The sequence below is a fragment of the Streptomyces sp. DH24 genome, from assembly GCF_029813775.1.
Classification (GTDB): Bacteria; Actinomycetota; Actinomycetes; order Streptomycetales; family Streptomycetaceae; genus Streptomyces.
In genome coordinates this window covers 1-24,176 of record NZ_JARVKW010000065.1, presented here as the reverse complement: position 1 = coordinate 24,176, position 24,176 = coordinate 1, and the positions used below count along the sequence as shown (strand labels likewise).

The window sequence follows — 24,176 nt, the reverse complement described above, 5'->3', positions numbered from 1 at the left end:
GAGGGGGACGTGGGGGGGGCGGGAACGGGCGGGAGTCAGCCCGCGAACCAGCGCACCGGCTTCGGCGCGAGGTTCTGGTAGACGTGCTTGGTCTCGCGGTACTCGGCGAGCCCGGCCGGGCCGAGTTCGCGGCCGGTCCCGCTCTTGCCGAAGCCGCCCCACTCCGCCTGCGGCAGGTAGGGGTGGAAGTCGTTGATCCAGACGGTGCCGTGCCGCAGCCGGCCGGCGACCCGGCGGGCGCGGCCCGCGTCGGCGGTCCAGACGGCGCCCGCGAGGCCGTACTCGGTGTCGTTGGCGAGGGCGACGGCCTCGTCCTCGGTGCGGAAGGTCTCGACGGTGAGGACCGGGCCGAAGACCTCCTCGCGTACGACGCGCATCTCGCGGTGGCAGCGGTCGAGGACGGTCGGCTCGTAGAAGTAGCCGGTGGCGGGCCGGTCGTCGGACGGCTCGGGGCGCTTGCCGCCGCAGCGCAGCACGGCGCCCTCGGCGAGCGCGGAGGCCACGTAGTCCTCGGTCCTGGCGCGCTGCTGCTCGGAGACCAGCGGGCCGCACTCGACGCCGTCGGCGGTGCCGCGGCCGAGGCGGATCCTCTCGGCGCGGCGGGCGAGTTCGGCGACGAAGCGCTCGCGGACGGACTCCTCGACGATCAGGCGGGAGCCGGCCGAGCAGACCTGGCCGCTGTGGATGAACGCGGCGTTGAGGGCCTGGTCGACGGCGGTGTCGAAGCCCTCGTCGGTGGCGCAGGCGTCGGCGAAGACGACGTTGGGGTTCTTGCCGCCGAGTTCGAGGGCGACCTTCTTCACGCTCGGGGCGGCGGCCTGGGCGACCTTGGTGCCGCTGACCAGCCCGCCGGTGAAGGAGACGAGGTCGACGTCGGGGTGCTCGGCGAAGCGGGCGCCGACGGTGTGGCCGGGTCCGGTGACGAGGTTGGCGACGCCCGCGGGGAGCCCCGCCTCGACCAGCAGCCCGATCAGGGCGACCGTCGTCAGCGGGGTGACCTCGCTCGGCTTGATCACGAAGGTGTTGCCGGCGGCGAGCGCGGGCGCGATCTTCCAACTGGCCTGGAGCAGCGGGTAGTTCCAGGGCGTGATCATCGCGCAGACGCCGACGGGCTCGTGCACGACGACGCTGTGGATGTCGGGCGACCCGGCGTCCACGACCCGGCCCGGCGCCTCGGCGGCGACGAGGTCGGCGAAGTACCGGAAGGCGTCGGCGACGCAGTCGACGTCGACGCGGCCCTCCTCGACGGTCTTCCCCGCGTCGCGGCTCTCCAGCAGGCCGATCTCCTCCCGGTCGCGCACCAGGAGGTCGGCGACGCGGCGCAGCAGCGCGGCGCGCTCGGCGACGGGCGTGTGCGGCCAGACGCCCTCGTCGAAGGCGCGGCGCGCGGCGGCGACGGCCAGGTCCGCGTCCTTCTCGTCACCCTCGGCGACCACGGCGAACGGCACGGCGTCCGCGGGGTCGATGATCTCGCGTGTGGCGCCGGAGACCGCCTCCCGCCACTCGCCCCCCGCGTGGATGGTCCTGCGCGCTTCGGGCGCGTTTCGTTCCGTACTGTCCGCCATGGTCGACATTGCCTTCCGTTCCTGTTCAGCACCCGTGTGTCACACGCGTGTCACTCACGGGACCGGGTGCGCCTGCCCTGGGCCCCGGATTGCATGCGCGATCCATGGCCGAAAGTGCGCTGCGTCACGAGCGGCACCGGCAAAGGCCGGAAATCGGACGGGAACGGTTCTGCGGCCTGCTGCGCCCCGCCGCGCTCACCGAGGCGCGGGCGGTGTACCGGACGTCCGGCTGCACCGGGGTCCCGGCGTACGGCGATCACGGCTGCGGGGCGCACGGGTTCGGGATGCGGCTGGGCGGGCGGGGCGGCGCGTGGCGTGCCCGTGCCCCGGGTCAGCCCCCGCCGGTGGGCCGCTCGCAGGTCGTGGCCGGCGGGCAGAAGTGGGTCAGGGCCGTCAGCACCAGGTCGAGCTCGGGATCGACGCCGTCGGTGGGCGGGCCGTACGCGGCGATCGCGTACAGCTTGCCGTCGCCGGGCGAGCGGAAGCGCACGTCCTGGACGTGCCAGCTGCCGACGTCCGGTTCGCCCCGGAAGGAGTCGGCGCGGTACTCCAGCCGCACACCGGACACGCCGCGCTCGTCGAGCCGCTCCAGGGCGACCTGTTCGAAGCCCTTGGCCTTCGGCGTCCTGTCGGACAGGAACAGCTCGAAGGACTCCTCGGGCGAGGACTCCGCCACCTCGTACACCTGGAGGCGGCGGTACCGGTCCGCGCTGCGGTAGGTGACGACGTCCATGCCGTGCTGGGAGGCCGTCGCCTCGCGCGTCCAGCCCTGCGGACGGGCGATGGTGAAGCCCTCGGCGTCCGTGTGGAGCTCGTAATCGGCGGGGAGTTCGGACGCCGGGCCGGACGGGGCGGCGGAGGCGTCGTCGGTCGGCTCGCCGCCGGTCGGTCCGGCGCCGCCGGTGCCGGACGGGGTGCCGCCGGTCCGTGAGGCAGTGGCGGAGGCCGCCTTGCCGTCGCCGGGGCCGCCGTCCCCGCCGTCGTCCCCGACGGCGAACGTCAGCGCCAGGGCCACGGCGACACCCGCCGCCGCGGCACCGCCCAGCACGCCCCACACGAGTCGGCGGCCCGGCCCTCGGGAGCCGGGCGGTGCGGGCGCCGTCCCGCCGGCGGGCGGCCAGGCGCCGCCGTCCGGCACCTCGGACCAGCCACCGGGTCCCGCCACGCCCGCCCGAGCGTCCGCCGCCGGTGTGCCGCCCGGCAGCGCGTCCGGCGGCGTCGCCCCGCCCTGTTCCGCCGGGGCCGGTGGCAGGAACTCCGGGCGCGGTGGGGGCGGTGGGGTGACCGGGGCGGCGGTGCCGGTGCCGTCCTCCCAGCGCTGGGTGTCCTCGTTCCAGTACCGCGGTCCCCCGTTCATCGCGCCCCTCTCACATCCCCAGCAGTCCGGCGACCGCCCCGGCCGACGCGAACAGCGTCACGATGTTCTGGGCGTCCGTGAGGACCTCCCGCAGTCGCGCCAGGCGCCCCTCGCCGGCCGTGCCGGTCCGGGTGATCTCGCCCTCGGTGTCCGCGAGGGCCTCGTCGAGCCGCGCCGTCTCCTCGCTCTGCCGCAGCCGGGTCAGGTCGGCGCGCAGTTCCCGCACGGCCGCCAGCAGTTCCTCGGCGGTCTCGTCGCGTCCGGCGGAGGTGGTGTTGCGGGTCTCGGCGCGGGCGTGGTCGCCGAAGGCGAAGGAGGAGTTGTCGGCGCGGCCGATGCGGACATGGGGCTGGTCGGGTGCCATCGCTAGTCGGTTCCCTTCTGCGGCTCGGAGCCGCCGGTCGTGGTCTCGGCGCGGGCGTTGTCGCCGAACGCGAAGGAGGAGTTGTCGGCGCGGCCGATGTGGACGGCGCCGTTGCTGATGTTGACGATCTTCTGCACGAACTCCCCGGTCTCGTAGCCCGCTTCGGCCAGCGCCAGGCGCACCCCGCGCCCGATGCGGTCCTGGATGCTCCGCAGGTAGCGGGCCACGTCCATGTCCTGGAAGGTGGACCCGGCGGGCGCGGCGGCCAGCTCCCGCACCGACAGGGCCGGGCCGTCGGGCAGCGCGCCCGCGTGACCGCCGGTCAGCAGCCGCCACCCGTACACCGCGCCCCGGCCCAGCGAGACCAGCGAGCGGCCCGCGGCCCCGGGCACCAGGACGGCCGCGCCGGCCACCTTGCCGACCGGGTTGTCGCCGCGGAACCGGTGCGAGGTGCGGTCGGCGTCCTTGAAGTCCGCGCGGATCGGCGTCAGCACGTGCGGGGCGATCTCCAGCATGAGCATCCGGCCCTGCGTGTGGAGCCGCACGAAGACGGTGACGACCAGCTCCTCCTCCCAGCCGCCGACGCGGACGCGCAGGAAGTGCCGGCGCTTCTCGCCGCCCTCCTCGACGGCGCGCGCCCGGTGCTGCTCGAACGCGACCTGGGTGTAGGGCGCCTGGTCGCGGGAGAGCAGCCCCTCGACGGGCAGGAACACGCACTCGTCGATCTCCAGGCGGCGCAGCCGGTCGCGGACGCCGGGACCCGCGTACTCGGCGGGCACCCGCAACTGCTCGATCAGCGGCCGGATGCGGTCCAGGATCACGCGGTTGCTGAGCGGCTGCGGCTTCTTCTCCTCGTCGGGACGGAGTTCGACGGCGAGCACCCAGGTCTCGTGCGCGGCGCCCGCCCCGCAGAACGGCCGCGCCTCGTGGTACATGATCAGCGGCGCGTGCTGTTCCAGCCGGATGCGCCCCGTCAGCCGCTGGAACCGCTGGTTGCCGACCTGCTCGGCGGGGTCGCCTGCGGCGTCCGGGAAGCGCTGCGGGGACAGTTCGGAGAAGAGGGCGCGGGCGAACTGGCTGCGCTGCGCGAACGCGCACAGGCCGATGGCGACGAGCACTCCCGCCCCGAGCCAGGCCTGTCCCGGTTCGGCCGCGGTCGCGAAGCCGTCGGCGACCGACTCCAGCAGCCCGCTGCCGTCGGAGCCGTACGGGCCGGAGGAGTCGTACGGGGACCCGTAGCCGGAGTCGCCGTCCGAGCCGCCGTGGAACGCGACGGCGCCCAGCGCGAACAGGGCGAGCCCGGCGCCGGCGCGGCCGGCCCAGCGGGCCAGGAACGCGGGGAACAACCGGTACCAGGGCGGCTGCGCGGCCCGGCCGCGGAGCAGGGGCGCGACGGCGAGCAGCAGGCTGGGCCACAGCAGGTGGGCCAGCAGGCCGCCGCTGAGCGCCACCCCCGCCGTCCACAGGCCGACGATGGCCGCCGACCACAGCAGTTCCTGGCGGCGGGCGCGCAGCGCGTGGGCGAGGACGCGGGCCGCGTCGAAGCCGAGCGACGGCGCGACGACGCGCTGTTCGTTGAGGTAGAGCTGCTCGATGACGCGGTCGCGGTAACCGGAGTCGAGGTAGGCGCCCGCGCACAGCAGCCGGGTGGCCTCGCTGGCGTGCGGTGGCGTGGGCGGCGGGTCGGGCGGCGGCGCGCCCGTGTGCTGTGCTTGCTGCGGCACGTGCGGAGTGCTCACGCCTCTCCCCCGTTGCTGTGAATTCGGTTGGCCGACAGGCGAGTTGAGGGCCCATCAGCATAGGGGGCGAGCATGTTCCGGCAGAACCGGATTGTCACGGGACCGGCGCCGCGGGCGTCCGCGTTTCCGTCGTACGGGTGAGTTTCGGCCACGGTGGTGACGGCCGGGCGAACGCAGCGGGCCCCGCTCCGGGCGGAAGCCGGTGCGGGGCCCTGCGGGAGAGGGGGTCGGCTCAGATGAGGCCGAGACCGCGGACCGCGTCGCGCTCCTCGGCGAGCTCCTGGACGGAGGCGTCGATGCGGGCGCGGGAGAACTCGTTGATCTCCAGGCCCTGGACGATCTCGTACGTGCCGTCCTTGCAGGTGACCGGGAAGGAGGAGATCAGGCCCTCCGGCACGCCGTAGGAGCCGTCGGACGGGATGCCCATGGAGACCCAGTCGCCCTCCGGGGTGCCGTTGACCCAGGAGTGGACGTGGTCGATGGCGGCGTTGGCGGCGGAGGCGGCCGACGAGGCGCCGCGGGCCTCGATGATGGCGGCGCCGCGCTTGGCGACGGTCGGGATGAAGTCCTCGGCCAGCCACTTCTCGTCGTTGACGACCTCGGCGGCGCTCTTGCCGCCGATCGTGGCGTGGAAGATGTCCGGGTACTGGGTGGCGGAGTGGTTGCCCCAGATGGTCAGGCGCTTGATGTCGGCGACCGTGGAGCCCGTCTTCTTCGCGAGCTGGGTCAGCGCGCGGTTGTGGTCCAGGCGGGTCATCGCGGTGAACCGCTCGGCCGGTACGTCGGGGGCGGCGGCCTGGGCGATCAGGGCGTTGGTGTTGGCCGGGTTGCCGACCACCAGGACCTTGATGTCGTCGGCGGCGTGGTCGTTGATGGCCTTGCCCTGCGGCTTGAAGATGCCGCCGTTGGCCTCCAGGAGGTCGCCGCGCTCCATGCCCTTGGTGCGGGGGCGGGCGCCGACGAGGAGGGCGACGTTGGACCCGTCGAACGCGACGTTCGGGTCGTCCGTGATGTCGATGCCCTGCAGGAGCGGGAACGCGCAGTCGTCCAGCTCCATCGCCGTGCCCTCGGCGGCCTTCAGGGCCGGGGTGATCTCCAGCAGGCGGAGCTTGACCGGCACGTCCGCGCCGAGCAGCTGGCCGGAGGCGATGCGGAAGAGCAGGGCGTAACCGATCTGGCCGGCCGCGCCGGTGACGGTGACGTTCACGGGAGTGCGGGTCATGGCGTTCTCCGTATGACAGCTGGCGGTGGGGCGTCCCTGCCCCGGGGTTTGCGGGATCCCCGCCGCCGGCCTCCCGGTTCGCGGGGGTCGGCGCCCTCGGCCGCGATGATCGATCACCGGTACGAATGATCGATCTCTTGGCGTCAAGAGAGATCCAGCGGTCAGGCTATCGCGCATCCGCCAGGACGCACGGCCGGGTCGGTGTGGCCCGTCCCACAGAGTGACGCGCACGCGTGCGGCCCGGCGTCGAGCGGCGGCCGCCCGTCCGGGAGAGGGGGGACTGGGCGGCCGCCGGGGGGAACCGACCGTGCCGGACTCCCGTGGGGGTACGGTTCGCGTGCCCGGGATCGGGGCGCCCATTCCTGCCGGACCGGAATTCTTCACGCGCGGGCCGTCGGCGCGGGAGCGCGGACCGCCCCGGGCGCCGTGCCGCGCGCGGCGCGGGAGCCGCGGTCCGCCGCGAGCGACGGGTCCGCCTCGACACACCTGCTCCCGCGGCGGGGTGTTCCCGCGACGGGGCGCCCCTACCGCGTGCAGGCCTTCTCGCCGGTCGCGGCCAGGGTCACGCAGGCCTTGGCCTGCTTCGCGTCCTTCACCGCGACCATGGGGGTGTACGCGCCGGCGTCGCCGGCCTGCGTGATGCTGCTCGACTGCTCCGCCCGGCCCGCCGTCACGCTGACCCGGTCGCCCTGGGCGGCCTGTGTGATGCGGCCCCACGCGGCTTTGCAGGTCTCGCTGTAGCGGACCTCGACGACGGTCGTGCCGACGGTCGCGGACTGGGCGGTGGTCACGAACTCGCCGCTGCACCCCATGTTCTCCGCGTCCTTGCCGGTGCAGTCGGCGCCGCCGCACTTCACGCCGGGCGGCAGTTCGGCCTCGGTGGTGGCGGAGGGCGACGGGCTCGGGCCGGCGCCCTCGTCGTCCTTGTCGCCGCCGTCCAGGAGGAAGAACGCCCCGGCGGTCACCACGAGCACCCCGACGACGCCCGCGAGGAGCGTCGTCAGCCGCCGCTTGCCGCCACCGCCGCGTCCGGCACCGCCCGGCCGGTTCGCGCGCGGCGGCACGCCGTACGTCGCCGCGGTCGCCGGGGCCGTACCGGGCCGGCCCGCCACGGGGCCGCCCGCCGTCGGGCCGCCCGCCGACGGCCAGCCGCCGGACGCCCCGCCCGGGGCGCGTCCGCCCGACTGGTGCCGGTATCCCTCGGCGACGCCCCAGGAGTTGGCGGGGCGCGCGTCGGCGGCGTCGCCCAGCGCGTCCCGGCTGTCGGCGGCCGTCGGCTGCGGCGGCACGGCCGGACCCACCCCGGCCGGTCCGGTCCCGCCGGGCGCGGCCGTGGCGCCGCCCCTGCGGGCGGACCTGCGCTTGCCGTTCCCGCTGTCGCCACCCACGGCAGGCCCGCCGAACTCGCCGAGCGCCGCACGCGCCTGCGAGATGCGGATGGCCTCCATCGTCATGTCGTGGCGCATCTCCGAGCGGCTCCAGGCGCGTTCGGCGAGCTCCCACATGGTGGTCAGGTGGATGGGATTGGTGCCGGTGACCTCGGCCAGTGCCACGACGGCGCCCTTGGGCGCCAGCAGCCGGCCGTTCAGGTAACGCTCCCAGGACGTCTTGCTGTAGCCCGTGCGGTCGGCGACCGACGCGATGCTCAGCTCGCTGCGGTCCACGAGCCGCCGCAGCTGGCTCGTGAACTCCCTGATCTGCGGATCGAGTTCCTCCGGCAAGGCCTTCCAACGAGGCATTGCTCCCCCCTCTTCCCCCGGTCGTGCTGGTCGTGCTGGTCGTTCCCCCGCGCGCGACGCCCTGTGCCGAGTTCCCGATGTGGCTACCCACAGGGATGCGCCTGGTCAGGATCCCCGTTCCCGGGGTGGGGGCGCACGGGGGCGTCGAGGGTCGCGGAGATGCACCGTCGCACGCCCGCCGACCCGTGGTCCAGTGTCCCACCGGCGCCTTTCCGCGCCGTGCGAACCCTGCCCGCCGTGCGGGGAACCCCGGGTGCCCCGGGAACCGTTCCCCCAGCGAAACGGGCGTGTGCGCGACGTAGCGGAACGGTCACTTCCGTGCCACAGCGCGCGGACAGGCGTTGATCAGGCACTTCCCGGTGCACGAGTGTGGAGCGCGGCGGCGGCCCGCCCTTACTCGGGGGAGAGGACGGGCCGCCGTTCACCCCGCGGACGCCGAGCCGGGCGTCAGCTGACCGTGAAGTGCAGGGTGTCCTTCAGGAACGGGATCTCCAGCCAGGGATCGGGCTGGGCCATCATCGCCAGCAGCACGATCACCAGGCCGAGCACGCCGTACGTGACGATGTCCGTGAAGCGGGACCGCACGGCGAGCATGCCGACGCCGGGCAGCAGCCAGCGCAGCACGGCGCCGGTCAGCAGCGCCGCCCCGATCAGCAGCGTCCCGAAGCGGAACACGTCCAGGGCGGTCAGCAGCAGGCCGAGCCCGACGAGGGACAGCACCGCGAGGATCGGCCACTGCCGCGCCGGGGCCGGGGCGTCGACGGACGCCGCCCGGCCGCCGCCCTCGGGGCGTGCGGTGTCCCGGGTGAACAGCGGGAAGCGGCGGGTCGTACGCCGGGGCCTGCCCTGGGCGTCGGGCGCGCTGACCGCGTCGCGCACCGTGACGTCCTCGGGCGCCGTGACGTCCTCGGGCGCCTCGCCCCCGGTCCGCGCGGTGCCCCGCGCACTCCCGGAGCCCGCGGCGCTCCCGGTCTTCCCGGTCTTCCCGGTCTTCCCGGCGTTGCGGTCAGCCGACACTGCGCTCCGCCGCCTCGACCACGTTGACGAGCAGCTGCGCCCGGGTCATCGGGCCCACGCCGCCGGGGTTCGGGGAGATCCAGGCGGCCACCTCGGCGACGTCCGGGTGGACGTCACCCACGATCCTGCCCTCGGCGTTGCGGGAGACACCGACGTCCAGGACGGCGGCGCCCGGCTTCACGTCCTCGGGCCGGATCAGGTGGGCGGAACCGGCGGCGGCGATGATGATGTCCGCGCGCTTCAGGTGCGCCGCCAGGTCGCGGGTGCCGGTGTGGCACTGGGTCACGGTGGCGTTCTCGCTGCGCCGGGTGAGCAGCAGCGGCATCGGGCGGCCGATGGTCACGCCGCGGCCGACGACGACGACCTCGGCGCCCTTGATCTCCACGCCGTAGCGGCGCAGCAGGGTGAGGACGCCGTTGGGGGTGCAGGGCAGCGGGGCCGGCTCGTTCAGGACGAGGCGGCCGAGGTTCATCGGGTGCAGGCCGTCGGCGTCCTTGTCCGGGTCCATCAGTTCGAGGATGCGGTTCTCGTCGATGCCCTTGGGCAGCGGCAGCTGCACGATGTAGCCGGTGCAGGCCGGGTCCTCGTTCAGCTCGCGGACGACCGCCTCGATCTCCTCCTGCGTGGCCGTGGCGGGCAGTTCGCGCTGGATGGACGCGATGCCGACCTGGGCGCAGTCGCGGTGCTTTCCGGCGACGTACTTCTGGCTGCCGGGGTCCTCCCCGACCAGGATCGTGCCGAGGCCGGGCGTGACGCCCTTCTCCTTCAGCGCCGCCACGCGGGCGGTCAGGTCGGACTTGATCGCGGCTGCGGTGGCCTTGCCATCGAGAATCTGGGCGGTCATGCCCCCATCCTCGCGGATGACCGGCCCCCGGTTCCAATCCGACCGCAAAGCGGACACCGCGGGGTCCGCCCCACGGTGTCCGGCCATGATCAGGGATGTTGCACTTGCACAACACATCGCGAATGCGGCTGGACAAGAAATGCCGGGTCAAGAACGATGAGCGGACAGTGCCGCGGGCAGTACCGGGGGGACGGACCGCATCTGTAGACATTCCTCCGAGGACCGTGCCGCGTCGTCCCCGCACAGCAGCACTCCGAGGAAGGACCGCCATGAGCTACGGCGACCCGAACAACCCCTACGGCCCCCCGCCGTCCGGCCAGCAGCCGCCCGCCCCGGGCTACGGCTACCCGCAGCAGCAGCCGCAGCCTCAGCAGGGGTACGGCTATCCGGCGGCGCCGCCGGTGGGCGCCTACGCCGGCCCGCCCGCGCCGACGTCCATGCCAGGGACGGTGAGCACGGCACGCGTACTGCTGTGGATCATCGTGGGCCTGCAGGTCCTGGGCGTGGCCCTGTTCGCGTTCAGCGCCGCGACCGTCGAGGCCGCGAAGAACGACGCGACGCTGCAGGACGAACCCGCGTTCCAGCAACTCGCCGACTACTCGTCCGGCATGCTGTGGGGTCTCACCGCGTTCGCGCTGGCGTGGGGTGTCTTCGCGCTCGTGCTGGCCGTCAAGTTCAACAGCGGTGGCAACGGCGTCCGCATCACCACGCTGATCTTCGGCATCATCACCGCGATACTCGGCCTTTACCCCTTCATCCTCGTGGGCCTCGTCCACACGGTGCTGGCCATCCTGATCGCGGTGTTCGTCGGCAACGCCGCGGGCAGCGCCTGGTTCAACCGCCCGCGCTACTGACCGCGCGGCGCGCGCGCCGGTCATCAGTCAAGGGCCGTGTCTCACCCGAGGAGGGGAGACACGGCCCTCGTGCGTCGCCCGGTGGCGGCGACGTCACACTCTTCTCGCCGGGTCCGGGGTCACACCCTCGGCGACAGGCCGAGGTTCACGCCGTTGGCGACCCCCACCGAGTCCACCGACCCGCTGTGGGAGAGGGTCCGCCCGAAGCACACCGACCACGAGTTCGCCCCGACCCCGGAGGACGAGCACACCCAGGCGCCCAGCTTGGTGCCGGAGGCGTTGTACAGGTCCATCGCCGCCCCGACGGAGTAGAGGCTGGACCGGTTGTTCCGCACGATCACCGCGGCCTGCACGGAGGCCCCGGTGGACGACCTGATCGCGCAGACCTGCGCGCCCACGTCGATGGCGAGCGCCTTGGTACTGGCGCACCGCCACGTGGCGGAGCTGGAGGTGATCGGGTTGGTGTTGCCGTAGGCACGCCAGCTGCCGGCCTCGGCGGCCGCGGCGGTGCCTGCGGTGGCCAGGCCCAGCCCGAGAGCGGCGGTGACGAGGGCTGTCGATCCTGCGGCCATCCGGGTAACGCGCATGTGATTCCCCTCCGATTCGCCCGGCAACTCCCGTAGTCACCGGGCGACCTGAGCATCCACCGGCCGGGCCGGGACCGGCCACAGCGTTGACCTCTGCCGCAAAAGCCCAGGACTACGAGGAGGAAGCGGATGCTCCGGACCGGAGCGACGCGACGAACCGGGCCCAGGCCGGGGTGGGGAACACCAGGGCCGGGCCCTCGGGGCGCTTGGAGTCGCGGACGGGTATGACGCCGGGGAGGTTGTGGCCGACCTCGACGCACTCGCCGCCGGTTCCGTTGCTGTAGCTGCTCTTACGCCATCGCACGGAGCTAAGGTCGATGTTCCTGTTCGGCTTCATTCCGGTAATCCTCTGCTGCCGCCTCAATCATGGCTAGGGACGCCTCCGGCGCCAGTGCGGCGGCCCTGAGCAGATCGTACGACTCGCGGTACTCCCCCACGAGGGCCGGATAGTCGATGACTTGGCTGCTGTGCAGCCCTTCGGTGTACACCAGAGGCGAGGCGTCGCGAAAGGTCATGATCCGGGTCATCCCCGTCATGAACGGGTGGGCGCAGCGGTTGCCGGGACGATCTGCGCAATGGATCGCGTCGCCCTGACCACCTCGGTGATGTGGTCCAGCAGTTCGGCCATCCCCGCGGGCGGCAACACCCGGCGCCGGATGACCGATTCGTCGAGGACTGCCCAGAACTTCGGCGGCGACTCCTGTTCAAAGAGCTCGGCCCGCTTCACGCGAGCGACCACGATCTCCTCGACCTTGGCATTCGAGGCCCGTGGCATCGCGGAACGCGTGACCGCCCTGGCGTAGGCGCTGGTCTGCAGCAATCCGGGCACGAACGTCGGAGCCCAGTCCTCAATGGTTCGCGCCAGTGTCTCCAGTTCGGCGACGTCAGCGAAGTACTCGGCGATCCCCACCCTCCGCGCCTTCGCCGCGTCTTCACAGCGCCGTTGGAAAAACCCGTCGGTGTCCAGCCTCTGATCCACGTGCCGCGCCAGATCCATCGGCATGCCCCGCTCGCCCCGCTCGATCTGGCTGAGGAACGAGACGCCCCGGAAACTCCCCTCCACCAACTGCTCCAGCGTCAGCCCCGCCTGCTCCCTCCTGTAGCGCAACTCCGCGCCGTAGAAGCAGGGGACACTCGTCGACGCGTCGGGATCCTTCTTCGCGGGCACAACCCACCACCGCCGTTTTTCCGTTACTCCTGCGCACCCGAAACCCCTTTCACGGTATGCGAGTCGACGTCACTCTGTGAGTGCTTCGTCACAGAACGCGCACCACCGGAAAGGCGCCTCCCCATGCACCCCCACCACGACACCGAGACCTGCGTCGACCAACTCCGCGCCGCGCTGGAAGCGCACGGCATCACGCTCCCGTCCCTCGGCGTGGACCTGCCGACCTTCGCGTCCGCGTACCCCACGCCGCCCCTCGTCGCGCTCGGGAACTGCAACGCGGAGACGGCCCGTGCCCTGACCGCCGTACTGCGCAGGGCGGCCGGACAGTGACCCGGCCCCTCGTCCTCGAACTGCTCGCGCTCCCCAAGGCCGTTCCGGAGGTACGCCGCGCGGTCCGCGAGCATCTGGGCACGCCGTGCCCGGAAGTACAGCTCTGTGTGAGCGAGTTGCTGACGAACGTGATCACTCACGTCGGTGAGGGCGTGCCCGTGACCGTCCGGCTGGTCCCCGGTCAGGACGGCGCCGTACGGGTGGAGGTCACCGACCCCGACCCGCACGCCTGGCTCGTCGCACGTCACCCCGGCGCGGACGACGAGAACGGCCGGGGCCTCCTGCTCCTCGACGCGGTCGCGCGGCGCTGGGGCGTGTGGCTGACGCCGGCCGGCAAGACGGTGTGGTGCGAGTACCCCTGCTGAGTCCTTCAGGCGCCGCTCGGGTCCGAGGTGGCCGCCCGGAGCAGGGACGCACCCGTCGGCGTGAGGGTGTGCAGCACGGACGGCCCGTTCCGCACGGTGGTGACGAGGCCCGCGTCGCGCAGGGCGGTGGCGTGTCTGCTCGCGGCGGACGCGGAAACGCCTGCGGCGCGGGCCATCTCGCCGGTCGTGGCGCCCGTGGACGCGGTGTACAGGGCGATCGCGCGGGCGCGTCCGAGCAGGCTGGTCAGGGACCGCCCGGGAACCTCGGTGCCCAGGGGCCCGGCCGGGGCGGGCGGCTCGTGGAGCAGCGAGTACCAGAGCACGGGCGGCAGTTCGGGGTCCGCGAAGGCGACCGGGTTGCCCCAGTTGAAGTAGGAGGGGACGAGCGTGATCCCCCGGCCGTTCAGGTGCAGGTCCCGGTCCGCGGCCTGCCGGGGGTAGGCGACGTCCAGGACCGGCGGACGCCAGCGCATCCTGGGTCCGAGCCCCGCGAGCATGCCCTCCACGCCGTTGTCCAGGACCCCCCGGCAGCGCGCGGCCCGCTCGGCCTCGATCCCGGCCTGCACCTGTTCCCCGTAGGGGGCGACGACCGTCTCGTGGTACGCGCGCAGCATCCCGGCGAACTCCTCGCGCGCCTTCGGCCCGGCCAGCTGCGCGGCCCACGGGGGCGCTCCGACGGTCCGGTCCAGCATGGCGATCTCCTGCCGGACCCGCCGGGGCGGCGTGGCCAGCAGGGCCTCCACCCCCGTGTCCCAGTCGCCCACGCCCTGGGCGGGCGTCAGGAAGTCCGGGAAGTAGGCGGCCCTCGGGTACAACGGCAGGAGGACGCCGCGTACGAGGCGCTCCAGCCCCTGGTCCCGCATCCGCTGCCGCGCCGTCCGGTACCAACCGGCGTAGGCCCACCGCCCCCTTCGGGACTGTAATCGGTGCAGGCTGGCGGCGACTTCCCAGAGCGGGTCGGGAGCGGTGGCGAGCCTGGTCCTGCCCAGATCGGCGTCACTGAAATGAATGCGGAGCATCGCGTTCCTCCCCCTTGGACCGGGCTCTTGCCTTGTGGCGCAACGGCGTTGGCGGGACGTCACCGACCGGGCGATCGTAGAAGGCGCGGGTCAACGGGCGATATATGGGTGCTCAACGGGCATGTCGCGGGATGTCCCCGGGGGCACGGGCATCAGCCGGGCCGCCGTTCGCGCCCGTCGGGCTCTCCCCGTCACCGGTCCCGCGGCGTTCCGGGTACGGGTGCGGGCCCGGGTGTGGTGGCTGCCCTCGTGGCGAGGGACGAACGCGTGGGGGCCACCGGTCGTCGACGACCGGTGGCCCCTACGCTGTCACACCCCGGGGGTGCGGCTCACCTCAGTGGAAGAAGTGCCGCGTCCCCGTGAAGTACATCGTCACGCCCGCCTTCTCCGCGGCCTCCACGACCTGCTCGTCGCGGACCGAACCGCCGGGCTGGACCACGGCCTTGACGCCGGCGGCCGTGAGGATCTCCAGGCCGTCGGGGAACGGGAAGAACGCGTCGGACGCCGCGTACGCCCCCCGGGCCCGCTCGGCGCCGGCCCGCTCGACCGCCAGCTTCGCGGAGTCGACCCGGTTGACCTGGCCCATACCGACGCCGACCGAGGCGCCGTCCTTGGCGAGCAGGATCGCGTTGGACTTCACCGCGCGGCAGGCCTTCCAGGCGAACGCCAGCTCGGCCAGTTCCTCGGCGGACAGCGCCTCGCCGGTCGCGAGGGTCCAGTTGGCCGGGTCGTCGCCGTCGGCCTGGAGGCGGTCGGTGACCTGGAGCAGCGCGCCCCCGTCGATCGGCTTGACCTCGACCGGCGCGGCCGGGCCCTCGGGGCAGCGCAGCACGCGGATGTTCTTCTTCTTGGTGAGGGCTTCGAGGGCGCCGTCCTCGTAGCCGGGCGCGACGATGACCTCGGTGAAGATCTCCGCGACCTGCTCGGCCATCTCCTTGCTGACCGGCCGGTTCACGGCGATGACGCCGCCGAACGCGGACAGCGGGTCGCAGGCGTGCGCCTTGCGGTGCGCCTCGGCGACGTCCGCGCCGACGGCGATGCCGCACGGGTTGGCGTGCTTGATGATCGCCACGCACGGCTCGTCGTGGTCGTACGCGGCACGGCGCGCGGCGTCCGTGTCCGTGTAGTTGTTGTACGACATCTCCTTGCCGTGCAGCTGCTCGGCCTCGGCGAGGCCGCCGGTGCCGGTGACGTAGAGCGCGGCGGGCTGGTGCGGGTTCTCGCCGTAGCGCAGGGTGTGCTCGCGGTGCCAGGTGGCGCCGAGGAACTCCGGGAACTGCGAGTCGTCCAGCGGGGCGTAGGACGAGGCGAACCAGGAGGCGACCGCCACGTCGTAGGCGGCGGTGTGCTGGAAGGCCCGCGCGGCGAACAGCTTGCGCAGCTCAAGGGTGAAGCCGCCCTCGCGGACGGCCTGGAGGACGGCGGAGTAGGCGCCGGGGTCGGTGACGACCGCGACCGACGGGTGGTTCTTGGCGGCGGCGCGCACCATCGAGGGGCCGCCGATGTCGATCTGCTCCACGCACTCGTCGTCCGAGGCGCCGGAGGCGACCGTCTCGCGGAACGGGTAGAGGTTGACGACCACGAGGTCGAACGGCGCCACGCCCAGCTCGTCGAGCTGCTCGCGGTGGCTGTCGAGGCGCAGGTCGGCCAGGATGCCCGCGTGCACCTTCGGGTGCAGGGTCTTGACCCGGCCGTCCAGGCACTCGGGGAAGCCGGTGAGCTCCTCGACCTTGGTGACGGGGACGCCCGCGGCGGCGATGCGGGAGGCGGTGGACCCGGTGGAGACCAGCTCGACGCCGGCCTCGTGGAGCCCGCGCGCGAGCTCCTCCAGTCCGGTCTTGTCGTAGACGCTGACCAGCGCGCGACGGATGGGCCGCTTGGTGCTCTCGGCGGTGGCGGTCACTGGATAACTACCTTTCGTCCCTCAATGCGATAGCCGTTGCGGGCGAGCCGCCCCACGACATCGACGAGCAGCCTTCGCTCGACTTCCTTGATGCGCTCGTGCAGAGCGCTCTCGTCGTCCTCGTCCCGGACCTCCACCACGCCCTGCGCGATGATCGGCCCGGTGTCGACGCCGTCGTCGACGAAGTGGACGGTGCAGCCGGTGACCTTGGCGCCGTACGCGAGCGCGTCCCGTACACCGTGGGCTCCCGGAAAACTGGGCAGCAGGGCGGGGTGGGTGTTGACGAGCCGCCCGCCGAACCGCGCGAGGAACCGCTTCCCCACGATCTTCATGAACCCGGCCGACACGACGAGGTCGGGCTCGTGGGCGGCGACCGCGTCGGTGAGCGCCGCGTCCCACTCGTCCCGCGTGGCGTGGTCCTTCACCCGGCACACGAAGGTCGGCAGCCCGGCGCGCTCGGCGCGGGCGAGCCCTTCGATGCCGGTGCGGTCGGCGCCGACGGCGACGACCTCGGCTCCGTACGCCTCGGCACCGACGGCGGCGATCTCGTCGAGCAGCGCCTGGAGGTTGGAGCCTGATCCGGAGACCAGCACGACGAGGCGCTTGGCCACGGGCTTGGCGGCCACGATGGGGCCCTTTCTCGGGGAGCGTCCGCACGGGTCGGCCCGCACGGCGCTTTGTATGTTCATACGAATGCTTCGGGGTTCCGGATACGGGGAAGCCTACGAAGCGGCCGACCGTCAGCAACGATACCGGCACACCGGGCGGCCCCCACGGGACGGGGGGATGGCCGGAAGGTAGCGTCTGGGAGGAGCCGGTCCGGGAACGCCCCCGGGACGCGACGCGTTCCTGGAGTGACGACCCCGGCCCGGAGAGCCGGCGGAACCGCTCCGGCTCGGTCGTCCGCCAGTCGTATCGATCAGTCGTGGTTCACCACGTCACCAAGGGGAAGACGCTCACTTGATGCCGGACCGCAGCCCGCGACTCCTCACGCTCCCCCAGCCGTCGGCGCAGGGAGGGGAGCGCAGCGGCGTTTTCCTGCGGGAGCGCCCCGCCTCGCCGCCGGACGCCCCTTCGGGCGGGCAGAACGGCGACGAGCGGGGCCGGACCCAGGAGGACAACCCGTTCGCACCGCCGCCGGAGGGCTCGCCCGACCGCCCCTGGCAGCCCCGGCGCCCGTCGGACGACGGCGAGGGCGGCGACGGCTCCCGGGGCCGCAGCCCGTGGGGCCGGCAGTGGAGCGACCGCCAGCCCGGCCGCTCGGGCGGCGGCTTCGGCGAGCGCCCCGGCGCGTCCGGCTCCGGCCAGGACGGCTCGGGCGGCGGCCCGGCCCCGGGCCCGCGCTGGGACCCGACGGACCCCGTCCAGCGGCGCGCCCGCTATGCGCTGCTGTGCGGCATGTGGGCCTTCTTCTTCGCCCTGTTCAGCTGGCCGTCCGTGGCGCTGCTGCTGGGCGCGCTGGCCCTGTACTGGGGCATCACCACGCTGCGCGCCAAGCCCCGCACGCCCGACCCGGACAACGCGGCGCCGGAGCAGACCGGCCGCCCCCAGACGACGGCCGCGGTCAGCGGCCTGGTCACGGGTTCCCTGGCGCTCGCCCTGGTCGCCGCGTCGTTCACGGCGCAGCTGGTCTACAGCGAGTACTACACGTGCACCAACGACGCCCTCACGCACCAGTCGAGGGAGGCCTGCGCCGATCTGCTCCCGAAGGAGCTGCGCGGGTTCCTGGGGACGGGCGACTGACACGAGGACCGGGGCTGCGGCCGGAGCCCGTCGCGGGTTCCCGGCCGCGCGTGCTCAGGTCTCCTCGCCGCCGGGCTTGATCCGGTCGGTGCCGGTGCGGGCGGCGTCCGTGCCCGGGTCCGCCGGGTCCCGGCCGTCGGCTGCCGCTGCCCCGCTCGCGCGGACCGGCTCCGGGTCCGGGTCCGGCCGCGGGTCCGGCTTGCGGTCGGGCTCGGGTCGCGGGTCGGCCGGGAGGAAGTCGTAGGGCTCGAAGAGGTCGCCGTCCCGGTCGAGCGCGCCGTACGTGTCGTCCTGGTCGTAGGGCGCGTACGAGGTGACGTCGTCCGGGGACGGCCCTGGCGCCCCGGTGCCCGTGCCGCCCGCAGGGGTCCCGGACGCCCCGTGGCGCGGGAACCGGCCGCGCAGCGAGGGCAGCGCCTGCCGCCAACCGCGCCGCTCCCGCTCGACCGGCGTCCCGGCGGCACCGGCGGCACCGGCGTCCGGCGCGCCCTGCCGGGGCACCTCCACCGGCCGCCTTCGTTCCCGGCACCGCCAGGCGCGTACGCCCACCGCCGTGGGCACGGCGACCGCCGCCATCCACAGCAGCGTCGCGCCGCCCACCTGCCACCACACCGGCCCGAACCGGGCGAGGGTGGCGACACCGAGCGCACCGCCCGCGAGGGCGGCGAGGGTTGCGAGCAGGACCGCGCACAGCAGCGCGGCGAGCCCGGCAGCGGCGGCGGTCCGCCCCCGCGACCAGACACCCGGACCCGGCTCGCCCCCGGCGCCGGGACCGGTGCGCCCGGCACCGGCGACGCGCCCCGGATCGCCCGCCGACGGCCCGTCCCCGGCCCGCGCACCACCCGCCGCGAGCGCCGCACTCCGCCCGGTCGCGGTGCCGGTTCCGCCACCCCGGCCCGTCCCGGTTCCGTCCCGGCCCGCCCCGGTGTCGTCCGGCCGCCCGCCCGTCGCCGCCCGCGCCGTGAACCAGCCCACGGTCACGCCGGCCAGCACCGGCACCGTCACGGCGGCCCAGTTCAGGGGTGTCCCCGGGCCCGCGTCCGGCACGGCGGTCAGGAGCGGGAACGGGGGCAGCAGCGGCGCCGGGGCCGAGGCGAGCGGGCTCACGACGTGGCCGGTGCCCAGGAGGAAACCGGGGCCCAGTCCGTAGGCCGCCGCCCACACCGCCGCGTTCGGCACCAGCGCCAGCCCCAGCAGCAGTACCGCGAACCGCCCCGACCATCCCTCCGTGAGCTGGAGGAACGACGCGCGGGCCGCCCCGCCGTGCCCCACCAGCGACACCGCCAGCAGCAGCGCCCCGCCGCCCACCAGCACCGCCGTACCGGCCGTCGCGGCGCGGGCGGCGACGCCGGCGCGGCCGTCGGGCCCGAGCAGCAGCCCGCGCACGCCGGCCGGGAGCACGCGCAGCGCCCGCGCCACCGGCCTGCCCGGCCGGCCGTACGCCGTCCACACCCCGGACCCGGCCGAGGCGGCGACGAGCAGCGGCAGGCACACGCACGTCCACGGCCATGCCGGCCGCAACGGGCCCCCGGCCGCGTAGACCGCCGCCGCGGCGGCGACGCCGAGGTAGCCGAGGACGACGCCCGCCCAGGCCGAGCGGGCGGGCAGCAGCGGTCCGCCGTCGCCGCTGTCGGTGGCGTCCCGCGCCGCGCGGTGCACCAGCCACACCGGCAGCGCGAGGAGCAGCAGCGGGGTGACGCCCATCGGTGCGGGTACGCCGGAGAGCGTGTCGATGCGGACGAGTTCGGCGCCGTGCGCCAGCAGCCACAGCGCGGCGGCGACGTGCAGCGCGCCGTCGGGTCCGCTGTCGGGATAGGGGGAGCTGATCCACAGCACCATCACGAGCACGGCGGACGAGCCGAGCCCCAGCCCCGCGGCGAGCACGCCACCCAGCAGGCCCGCGGCCAGTCCGGGGGAACGGTCGCGCAACCGGGGGCGCAGGGACGGCGGCGACGGTCGGCGAGCGGTCATCTCGGTCACGCCCGCCATGCTCCCAACGACACGCGCTTTCCCGTCGTAACAGGCGAAGCTCGGATGTGTCGCTCAATATACGTTTATGTTCTTTTTCGTGCGAAGGGGCGACCTGTGACGCGGAGCCCTTCAATCCCGCTCCCCCCTCCCAAGGAACGCCGACGCCTGCGTGAGGCCGCCTCCCTGACACGGACTCAGGTCGCCGCGCGGCTCGGTGTCCCCCGCGAGACGGTGCGGTCCTGGGAGACCGGCCGCACCAAGCCGCGCGGCCGGAAACGGGAGGCGTCCGCGAAGCTGCTGAACAGCCTGGCCACCGAGGCAGTGGTGACGTCCGGTCAGGTCGCCGGGGCCGGGTCGGCGCCGACCGCACCGCTGCCCGCTCCCACCCCGGCCGCCACCGCCGCCGGGGGCGTACGCACCGAGGAGCCGCCGCCCGCCGCGGCCGGGGCCGACCCCGGGCCGGACGACCCGGCGAAGCTCCTGTCGGAACCCCTGTCCGAGCCCGTCCCCGACTTCCTCGCGCACCCCGACCCGGACGCGGCATCCGACGCCGCGCCCGCGCTGACACCCGCCCAGGCCTTCGACGCGCTCTACGCCTTCTGCGCGCCGTCCCTCGTGCGGCAGACGTATCTGCTGACCGGGCGGCGCGAGTTGGCGCGCGAGTCGGTCGAGCGTGCCTTCCAGATCGCCTGGGAGCGCTGGCCCGAGGTGGCCCGCGACCGCGACCCGGCGGGCTGGGTGCGGGCGGCGGCGTACGAGTACGCGCTGTCCCCCTGGCACTGCTTCCGCCCGCGCTACCGGTACCCCGAACCGCCGCCCGCCGACCCGTCGGCCCGCGCGCTCCTGGACGTCCTGCTCACCCTTCCGCCCCCGCACCGCCGCACGCTGTTGCTGTACGACGGTGTCGGCCTCGGTCTGCCCGAGACGGCGGCGGAGACGGAGGCGACCACACCGGCCGCCGCCAACCGGCTGCTGCACGCGCGCGAGGCGGTCGCCGCGCGGCTGCCGGAGCTGTCGGACCCGGACGTGCTGCACCACCGGCTCGCCGAACTGGCCTGCGCGGAGCGGCTGCGCGCCGCCAAGCCGCCGCGCGTGCGCTGGACCAGCGAACGCCGGGCCCGGTTCTGGACGCGGGCCGCGATCGCCTTCACGGTCGCCCTGATCGGCACGACGGCGCTCACGCTGCGGACGGCGCCGACGAAGTACGAGCCGCCGGTGCCGCCCGGCTCGACGGTGCGCGGGGTCCCGCCGCGGATCGCGCCGGGCCCGCTGTCGGAAGCGGAGCGGGAACTGCGCGGCAAGCTGCGGCAGCAGCTGACCAGCGGGCCGGAACGACTGGCTCCGCTGCCCGGCTGAGGCGTACGGGGACGACGACGGGCCCGCCCCCACCCGGGGACGGGCCCGTCCGTGGTCGAGAGGCCGGCCGGCCTTCCCGATCAGCTCAGGCTGTTCAGCCGGCGAGGATCTCGCGGGCCAGCTTGGCGGTCTCGGTCGGCGTCTTGCCGACCTTCACACCGGCGGCCTCCAGGGCCTCCTTCTTCGCCTGGGCCGTGCCGGAGGAGCCGGAGACGATGGCGCCGGCGTGGCCCATGGTCTTGCCCTCGGGCGCGGTGAAGCCCGCGACGTAGCCGACGACCGGCTTGGTCACGTTCTCCTTGATGAAGGCCGCGGCCCGCTCCTCGGCGTCGCCGCCGATCTCACCGATCATGACGATCAGGTCGGTGTCGGGGTCGTCCTGGAAGGCCTTCAGGGCGTCGATGTGCGTGGTGCCGATGATCGGGTCACCACCGATGCCGACGCAGGTCGAGAAGCCGATGTCCCGCAGCTCGTACATCATCTGGTACGTCAGCGTGCCGGACTTCGACACCAGGCCGATGCGGCCCGGCTTGGTGATGTCGGCCGGGATGATGCCGGCGTTCGACTGACCCGGCGTGATCAGACCCGGGCAGTTCGGGCCGATGATGCGGGTCTTGTTGCCCTTCTTGGCGGCGTACGCCCAGAAGTTGGCGGTGTCGTGCACCGCGACGCCCTCGGTGATGACGACCGCGAGCGGGATCTCGGCGTCGATGGCCTCGATGACCGCGTCCTTGGTGAACTTCTCCGGGACGAAGATGACCGTCGCGTCGGCGCCGGTCTTCTCGATGGCCTCCTTGACGGAGCCGAAGACGGGTACCTCGGTGCCGTCGAAGTCGACCGTGCTGCCCGCCTTGCGCGGGTTCACGCCACCGACGATGTTCGTGCCGGAGGCCAGCATGCGGCGGGTGTGCTTCTGACCCTCGGAGCCGGTCATGCCCTGGACGATGACCTTGGATTCCTTGGTGAGGAAGATAGCCATGGTGTTCTGGTACCTCGTCCCTTACTTCGCGGCAGCAGCCAGCTCGGCGGCCTTGTCGGCCGCGCCGTCCATGGTGTCCACCTGCTGCACGAGCGGGTGGTTGGCGTCGTTGAGAATCTTGCGGCCCAGCTCGGCGTTGTTGCCGTCGAGACGCACGACCAGCGGCTTGTTGACCTCTTCGCCCTTGCTCTTGAGGAGCTCCAGGGCCTGCACGATGCCGTTGGCGACCGCGTCGCAGGCGGTGATGCCGCCGAAGACGTTGACGAAGACGGACTTGACGTCCGGGTCGCCGAGGATGATCTCCAGGCCGTTCGCCATGACCTCGGCCGAGGCGCCGCCGCCGATGTCGAGGAAGTTGGCGGGCTTGACGCCCGAGTGCTTCTCACCGGCGTACGCGACGACGTCCAGGGTCGACATGACCAGGCCGGCGCCGTTGCCGATGATGCCGACCTCGCCCTCCAGCTTGACGTAGTTCAGACCCTTGGCCTTGGCGGCCGCCTCGAGCGGGTTGGCGGCGGCCCTGTCGTGGAACTCCTCGAAGTCCGGGTGGCGGAACTCCGCGTTGTCGTCCAGCGACACCTTGCCGTCGAGGGCGATGACGTCACCGGAGGCGACCTTGGCCAGCGGGTTCACCTCGACCAGGAGGGCGTCCTCCTTGATGAAGGTGTCCCACAGCCGGACCAGGACGTCGGCGACCTTGTCGGCCACCTCGGCCGGGAACTTGGCGGCGGCCACGATCTCCTGGGCCTTCGCCCGGTCCACACCGTCGATGGCGTCGATCGCGATCTTGGCGACGGCCTCCGGGCGGGTGGCGGCCACCTCCTCGATGTCCACGCCGCCCTCGACGGACGCGATGGACAGGAAGGTGCGGTTGGCACGGTCCAGGAGGAAGGAGACGTAGTACTCCTCCAGGATCTCCGGGGCCGTCTCGGCGATCATCACCTTGTGGACCGTGTGGCCCTTGATGTCCATGCCGAGGATGTCCGTCGCGCGGGCGACGGCCTCGTCCGGGGTGCCGGCGAGCTTCACGCCACCGGCCTTGCCACGCCCGCCGACCTTCACCTGGGCCTTGACGACGGACTTGCCACCGAGACGCTCGGTGGCTGCGCGGGCCGCCTCAGGCGTGTCGATGACTTCACCGGCCAGCACCGGTACATCGTGCTTGGCGAAGAGGTCCCTCGCCTGGTACTCGAACAGGTCCACGCGCTTCCGTCCCTATCAGTGATCTCGCGGTTCGTTGTCTGCGTGGGCGTGCCGCGAGGGCAACGTGACGTCCGCCGTCTGTCACAAGGGAGGCGCACACGGTGTCCGAGCGCGCGGCATGTCCGTCTCGCAGGTTATCGCTGCTTGCGGGGGGCCTCTAAATCGCATCTCACACCTGAGCGGTGATACCTGTCACATGATGCCGGAATCACTGGCACGCGGTGCCGTGGGTGAGGGGCCTCACCGGGCTGGGGTTGACCCGGTGAGGCCCCTCGAAAGATCCCGAAGGCCGGCGAACGCCCTGCTCTTCGAGGTGCGGTGCGACCGGTCCCCACCCCGGTGGGGCCGACGCGCACCGTCCGCGGGGGGTGCGGCCGGACGGTCCGACGGCTTTCGGCCGTCCGGGGCCCGCCACCCGCGCGGAGCCGGTCGCCCGCCCCGGCCGTGACGCCGGGGCGGACCGGCGGAGGTCGGGCTCAGCGGTACGGCTGAGCGCCGTACGCGATGCCCCGCCGCCGTCAGATGCCGTACGAGCCGTACCGCAGGTCCGTCGTGTGACCCTGCGCGTCCTGGGCGTAGCCCTGGAGGTTCTCGGCGTAGCCCTGCGCGTAGTGGGCGTAGCCCGGCGTGACCGACTCGGCGACGCCCTCGGCGCCGGTGACGGCGTTCCGGGTGAGCGGGCCCGCGGCGTCCCGGACGGTGCCGGTCAGGTCCTGCGCGAACGGCACCGCCTGCCCGGCGGCCCCGCCGGCCTGCCCGGCGACGCCCTCGGTGAAGGGCGCGGCGTGACCGGTGACGCCGTACGCGAGCGTCGTGGCGCTGCCGCCGACGCTGTGGGCGAAGGGCCGCAC

The 24,176-nt window shown here is 73.6% G+C and carries 21 protein-coding genes and 2 pseudogenes; 5 read left to right on the top strand and 18 right to left on the bottom strand.

The genetic code is table 11. The features are described 5' to 3' along the window. Window positions 1–35: 35 nt before the first annotated feature. The 8 genes from QC282_RS30905 to QC282_RS30870 form a co-directional block, all read right to left on the bottom strand. Window positions 36–1,565: an aldehyde dehydrogenase family protein gene (locus tag QC282_RS30905; RefSeq protein WP_279552901.1), complete on the bottom strand. Its 1,530-nt coding sequence runs from the start codon at window positions 1,563–1,565 to the stop codon at window positions 36–38. Between the two features lie 331 nt (window positions 1,566–1,896). Further along, window positions 1,897–2,922 carry a hypothetical protein gene (locus QC282_RS30900; protein ID WP_279552900.1) on the bottom strand — a complete coding sequence of 342 codons (1,026 nt, stop codon included), beginning with the start codon at window positions 2,920–2,922 and terminating at the stop codon, window positions 1,897–1,899. Between the two features lie 10 nt (window positions 2,923–2,932). Beyond that, window positions 2,933–3,286, bottom strand: a complete 354-nt coding sequence (locus QC282_RS30895) for a hypothetical protein (protein ID WP_279552899.1) — start codon at window positions 3,284–3,286, stop codon at window positions 2,933–2,935. A 2-nt stretch (window positions 3,287–3,288) separates the two neighbouring features. Continuing rightward, window positions 3,289–5,025 carry a hypothetical protein gene (locus QC282_RS30890; RefSeq protein ID WP_279552898.1) on the bottom strand — a complete coding sequence of 579 codons (1,737 nt, stop codon included), beginning with the start codon at window positions 5,023–5,025 and terminating at the stop codon, window positions 3,289–3,291. A 232-nt stretch (window positions 5,026–5,257) separates the two neighbouring features. Further along, window positions 5,258–6,247, bottom strand: a complete 990-nt coding sequence (locus tag QC282_RS30885) for a malate dehydrogenase (RefSeq protein ID WP_279552897.1) — start codon at window positions 6,245–6,247, stop codon at window positions 5,258–5,260. Window positions 6,248–6,771: 524 nt separating this feature from the next. Beyond that, window positions 6,772–7,986, bottom strand: a complete 1,215-nt coding sequence (locus tag QC282_RS30880; protein ID WP_279552896.1) for an XRE family transcriptional regulator — start codon at window positions 7,984–7,986, stop codon at window positions 6,772–6,774. A 447-nt stretch (window positions 7,987–8,433) separates the two neighbouring features. Continuing rightward, the gene (locus tag QC282_RS30875; protein WP_279552902.1) at window positions 8,434–8,865 is read right to left on the bottom strand and encodes a DUF3017 domain-containing protein; all 432 of its coding nucleotides are present in this window, start codon (window positions 8,863–8,865) and stop codon (window positions 8,434–8,436) included. 127 nt (window positions 8,866–8,992) lie between these two features. Continuing rightward, a complete protein-coding gene (locus QC282_RS30870; RefSeq protein WP_279552895.1) occupies window positions 8,993–9,847 on the bottom strand; it encodes a bifunctional methylenetetrahydrofolate dehydrogenase/methenyltetrahydrofolate cyclohydrolase in 855 nt (284 codons plus the stop codon). A 269-nt stretch (window positions 9,848–10,116) separates the two neighbouring features. Between QC282_RS30870 and QC282_RS30865 the strand changes: the two genes are divergently transcribed. Beyond that, entirely contained in the window at window positions 10,117–10,701 is a 585-nt protein-coding gene (locus QC282_RS30865; protein WP_279552894.1) for a hypothetical protein, read from the top strand. A gap of 119 nt (window positions 10,702–10,820) precedes the next feature. On the opposite strand, the gene QC282_RS30860 is transcribed toward QC282_RS30865, so the two are convergent. From QC282_RS30860 to QC282_RS30850, 3 genes and pseudogenes are all read right to left on the bottom strand, one after another. Then, a complete protein-coding gene (locus QC282_RS30860) occupies window positions 10,821–11,288 on the bottom strand; it encodes a hypothetical protein (RefSeq protein ID WP_279552893.1) in 468 nt (155 codons plus the stop codon). A 112-nt stretch (window positions 11,289–11,400) separates the two neighbouring features. Beyond that, on the bottom strand, window positions 11,401–11,625 hold the full coding sequence (locus QC282_RS30855) for a DUF397 domain-containing protein (RefSeq protein ID WP_279552892.1): 225 nt from the start codon (window positions 11,623–11,625) through the stop codon (window positions 11,401–11,403). Continuing rightward, a pseudogene (locus tag QC282_RS30850) lies at window positions 11,597–12,456 on the bottom strand (helix-turn-helix domain-containing protein). Before QC282_RS30850 ends, QC282_RS30855 begins: the two are co-directional and overlap by 29 nt. A gap of 123 nt (window positions 12,457–12,579) precedes the next feature. Here QC282_RS30850 and QC282_RS30845 point away from each other — a divergent pair. Both QC282_RS30845 and QC282_RS30840 read left to right on the top strand, forming a co-directional pair. Continuing rightward, window positions 12,580–12,786, top strand: coding sequence for a hypothetical protein (locus QC282_RS30845; protein ID WP_279552891.1), 207 nt, complete (start codon window positions 12,580–12,582; stop codon window positions 12,784–12,786). Next, window positions 12,783–13,151, top strand: coding sequence for an ATP-binding protein (locus QC282_RS30840; protein WP_279552890.1), 369 nt, complete (start codon window positions 12,783–12,785; stop codon window positions 13,149–13,151). The genes QC282_RS30845 and QC282_RS30840 overlap by 4 nt, the downstream gene beginning before the upstream one ends. A 5-nt stretch (window positions 13,152–13,156) precedes the next feature. On the opposite strand, the gene QC282_RS30835 is transcribed toward QC282_RS30840, so the two are convergent. The 3 genes from QC282_RS30835 to purN form a co-directional block, all read right to left on the bottom strand. Next, window positions 13,157–14,170: an ArsR family transcriptional regulator gene (locus tag QC282_RS30835; RefSeq protein WP_279552889.1), complete on the bottom strand. Its 1,014-nt coding sequence runs from the start codon at window positions 14,168–14,170 to the stop codon at window positions 13,157–13,159. A gap of 334 nt (window positions 14,171–14,504) precedes the next feature. Next, entirely contained in the window at window positions 14,505–16,073 is a 1,569-nt protein-coding gene (purH, locus tag QC282_RS30830) for a bifunctional phosphoribosylaminoimidazolecarboxamide formyltransferase/IMP cyclohydrolase (RefSeq protein ID WP_279552888.1), read from the bottom strand. Next, complete coding sequence (gene purN / locus QC282_RS30825; RefSeq protein ID WP_279552887.1) at window positions 16,070–16,699, bottom strand: phosphoribosylglycinamide formyltransferase; 630 nt, start codon at window positions 16,697–16,699, stop codon at window positions 16,070–16,072. Before purN ends, purH begins: the two co-directional genes overlap by 4 nt. 337 nt (window positions 16,700–17,036) lie before the next feature. On the opposite strand from purN, the gene QC282_RS30820 reads away from it, so the two are divergent. Continuing rightward, a complete protein-coding gene (locus tag QC282_RS30820; RefSeq protein ID WP_279552886.1) occupies window positions 17,037–17,816 on the top strand; it encodes a hypothetical protein in 780 nt (259 codons plus the stop codon). A gap of 54 nt (window positions 17,817–17,870) precedes the next feature. Here the strand turns inward: QC282_RS30820 and QC282_RS30815 are convergent, their stop codons facing one another. Beyond that, window positions 17,871–19,805 carry a DUF6350 family protein gene (locus QC282_RS30815; protein WP_279552885.1) on the bottom strand — a complete coding sequence of 645 codons (1,935 nt, stop codon included), beginning with the start codon at window positions 19,803–19,805 and terminating at the stop codon, window positions 17,871–17,873. Between the two features lie 96 nt (window positions 19,806–19,901). Here QC282_RS30815 and QC282_RS30810 point away from each other — a divergent pair, with 96 nt between their 5' ends. Then, window positions 19,902–21,143 (top strand): helix-turn-helix domain-containing protein, encoded by a 1,242-nt coding sequence (locus tag QC282_RS30810; protein WP_279552884.1) that lies wholly within the window; start codon window positions 19,902–19,904, stop codon window positions 21,141–21,143. Window positions 21,144–21,237: 94 nt separating this feature from the next. On the opposite strand, the gene sucD is transcribed toward QC282_RS30810, so the two are convergent. The 3 genes and pseudogenes from sucD to QC282_RS30795 all read right to left on the bottom strand — a co-directional run. After that, a complete protein-coding gene (gene sucD / locus QC282_RS30805) occupies window positions 21,238–22,122 on the bottom strand; it encodes a succinate--CoA ligase subunit alpha (protein ID WP_279552883.1) in 885 nt (294 codons plus the stop codon). Window positions 22,123–22,143: 21 nt separating this feature from the next. Then, window positions 22,144–23,325 (bottom strand): ADP-forming succinate--CoA ligase subunit beta, encoded by a 1,182-nt coding sequence (gene sucC, locus QC282_RS30800; RefSeq protein WP_279552882.1) that lies wholly within the window; start codon window positions 23,323–23,325, stop codon window positions 22,144–22,146. A gap of 518 nt (window positions 23,326–23,843) precedes the next feature. Then, window positions 23,844–24,176: pseudogene (locus QC282_RS30795) on the bottom strand (hypothetical protein); the annotation flags it as partial.

Coding starts and splice junctions, on each gene's coding strand:
- QC282_RS30895 (WP_279552899.1), bottom strand. CDS start 3,286: ATGGCACCCGACCAGCCCCATGTCCGCATCGGCCGCGCCGACAACTCC.
- QC282_RS30885 (WP_279552897.1), bottom strand. CDS start 6,247: ATGACCCGCACTCCCGTGAACGTCACCGTCACCGGCGCGGCCGGCCAG.
- QC282_RS30845 (WP_279552891.1), top strand. CDS start 12,580: ATGCACCCCCACCACGACACCGAGACCTGCGTCGACCAACTCCGCGCC.
- QC282_RS30870 (WP_279552895.1), bottom strand. CDS start 9,847: ATGACCGCCCAGATTCTCGATGGCAAGGCCACCGCAGCCGCGATCAAG.
- sucD (WP_279552883.1), bottom strand. CDS start 22,122: ATGGCTATCTTCCTCACCAAGGAATCCAAGGTCATCGTCCAGGGCATG.
- QC282_RS30860 (WP_279552893.1), bottom strand. CDS start 11,288: ATGCGCGTTACCCGGATGGCCGCAGGATCGACAGCCCTCGTCACCGCC.
- QC282_RS30905 (WP_279552901.1), bottom strand. CDS start 1,565: ATGGCGGACAGTACGGAACGAAACGCGCCCGAAGCGCGCAGGACCATC.
- QC282_RS30865 (WP_279552894.1), top strand. CDS start 10,117: ATGAGCTACGGCGACCCGAACAACCCCTACGGCCCCCCGCCGTCCGGC.
- QC282_RS30820 (WP_279552886.1), top strand. CDS start 17,037: ATGCCGGACCGCAGCCCGCGACTCCTCACGCTCCCCCAGCCGTCGGCG.
- QC282_RS30835 (WP_279552889.1), bottom strand. CDS start 14,170: ATGCTCCGCATTCATTTCAGTGACGCCGATCTGGGCAGGACCAGGCTC.
- QC282_RS30900 (WP_279552900.1), bottom strand. CDS start 2,922: ATGAACGGGGGACCGCGGTACTGGAACGAGGACACCCAGCGCTGGGAG.
- QC282_RS30815 (WP_279552885.1), bottom strand. CDS start 19,805: ATGGCGGGCGTGACCGAGATGACCGCTCGCCGACCGTCGCCGCCGTCC.
- QC282_RS30855 (WP_279552892.1), bottom strand. CDS start 11,625: ATGAAGCCGAACAGGAACATCGACCTTAGCTCCGTGCGATGGCGTAAG.
- QC282_RS30880 (WP_279552896.1), bottom strand. CDS start 7,986: ATGCCTCGTTGGAAGGCCTTGCCGGAGGAACTCGATCCGCAGATCAGG.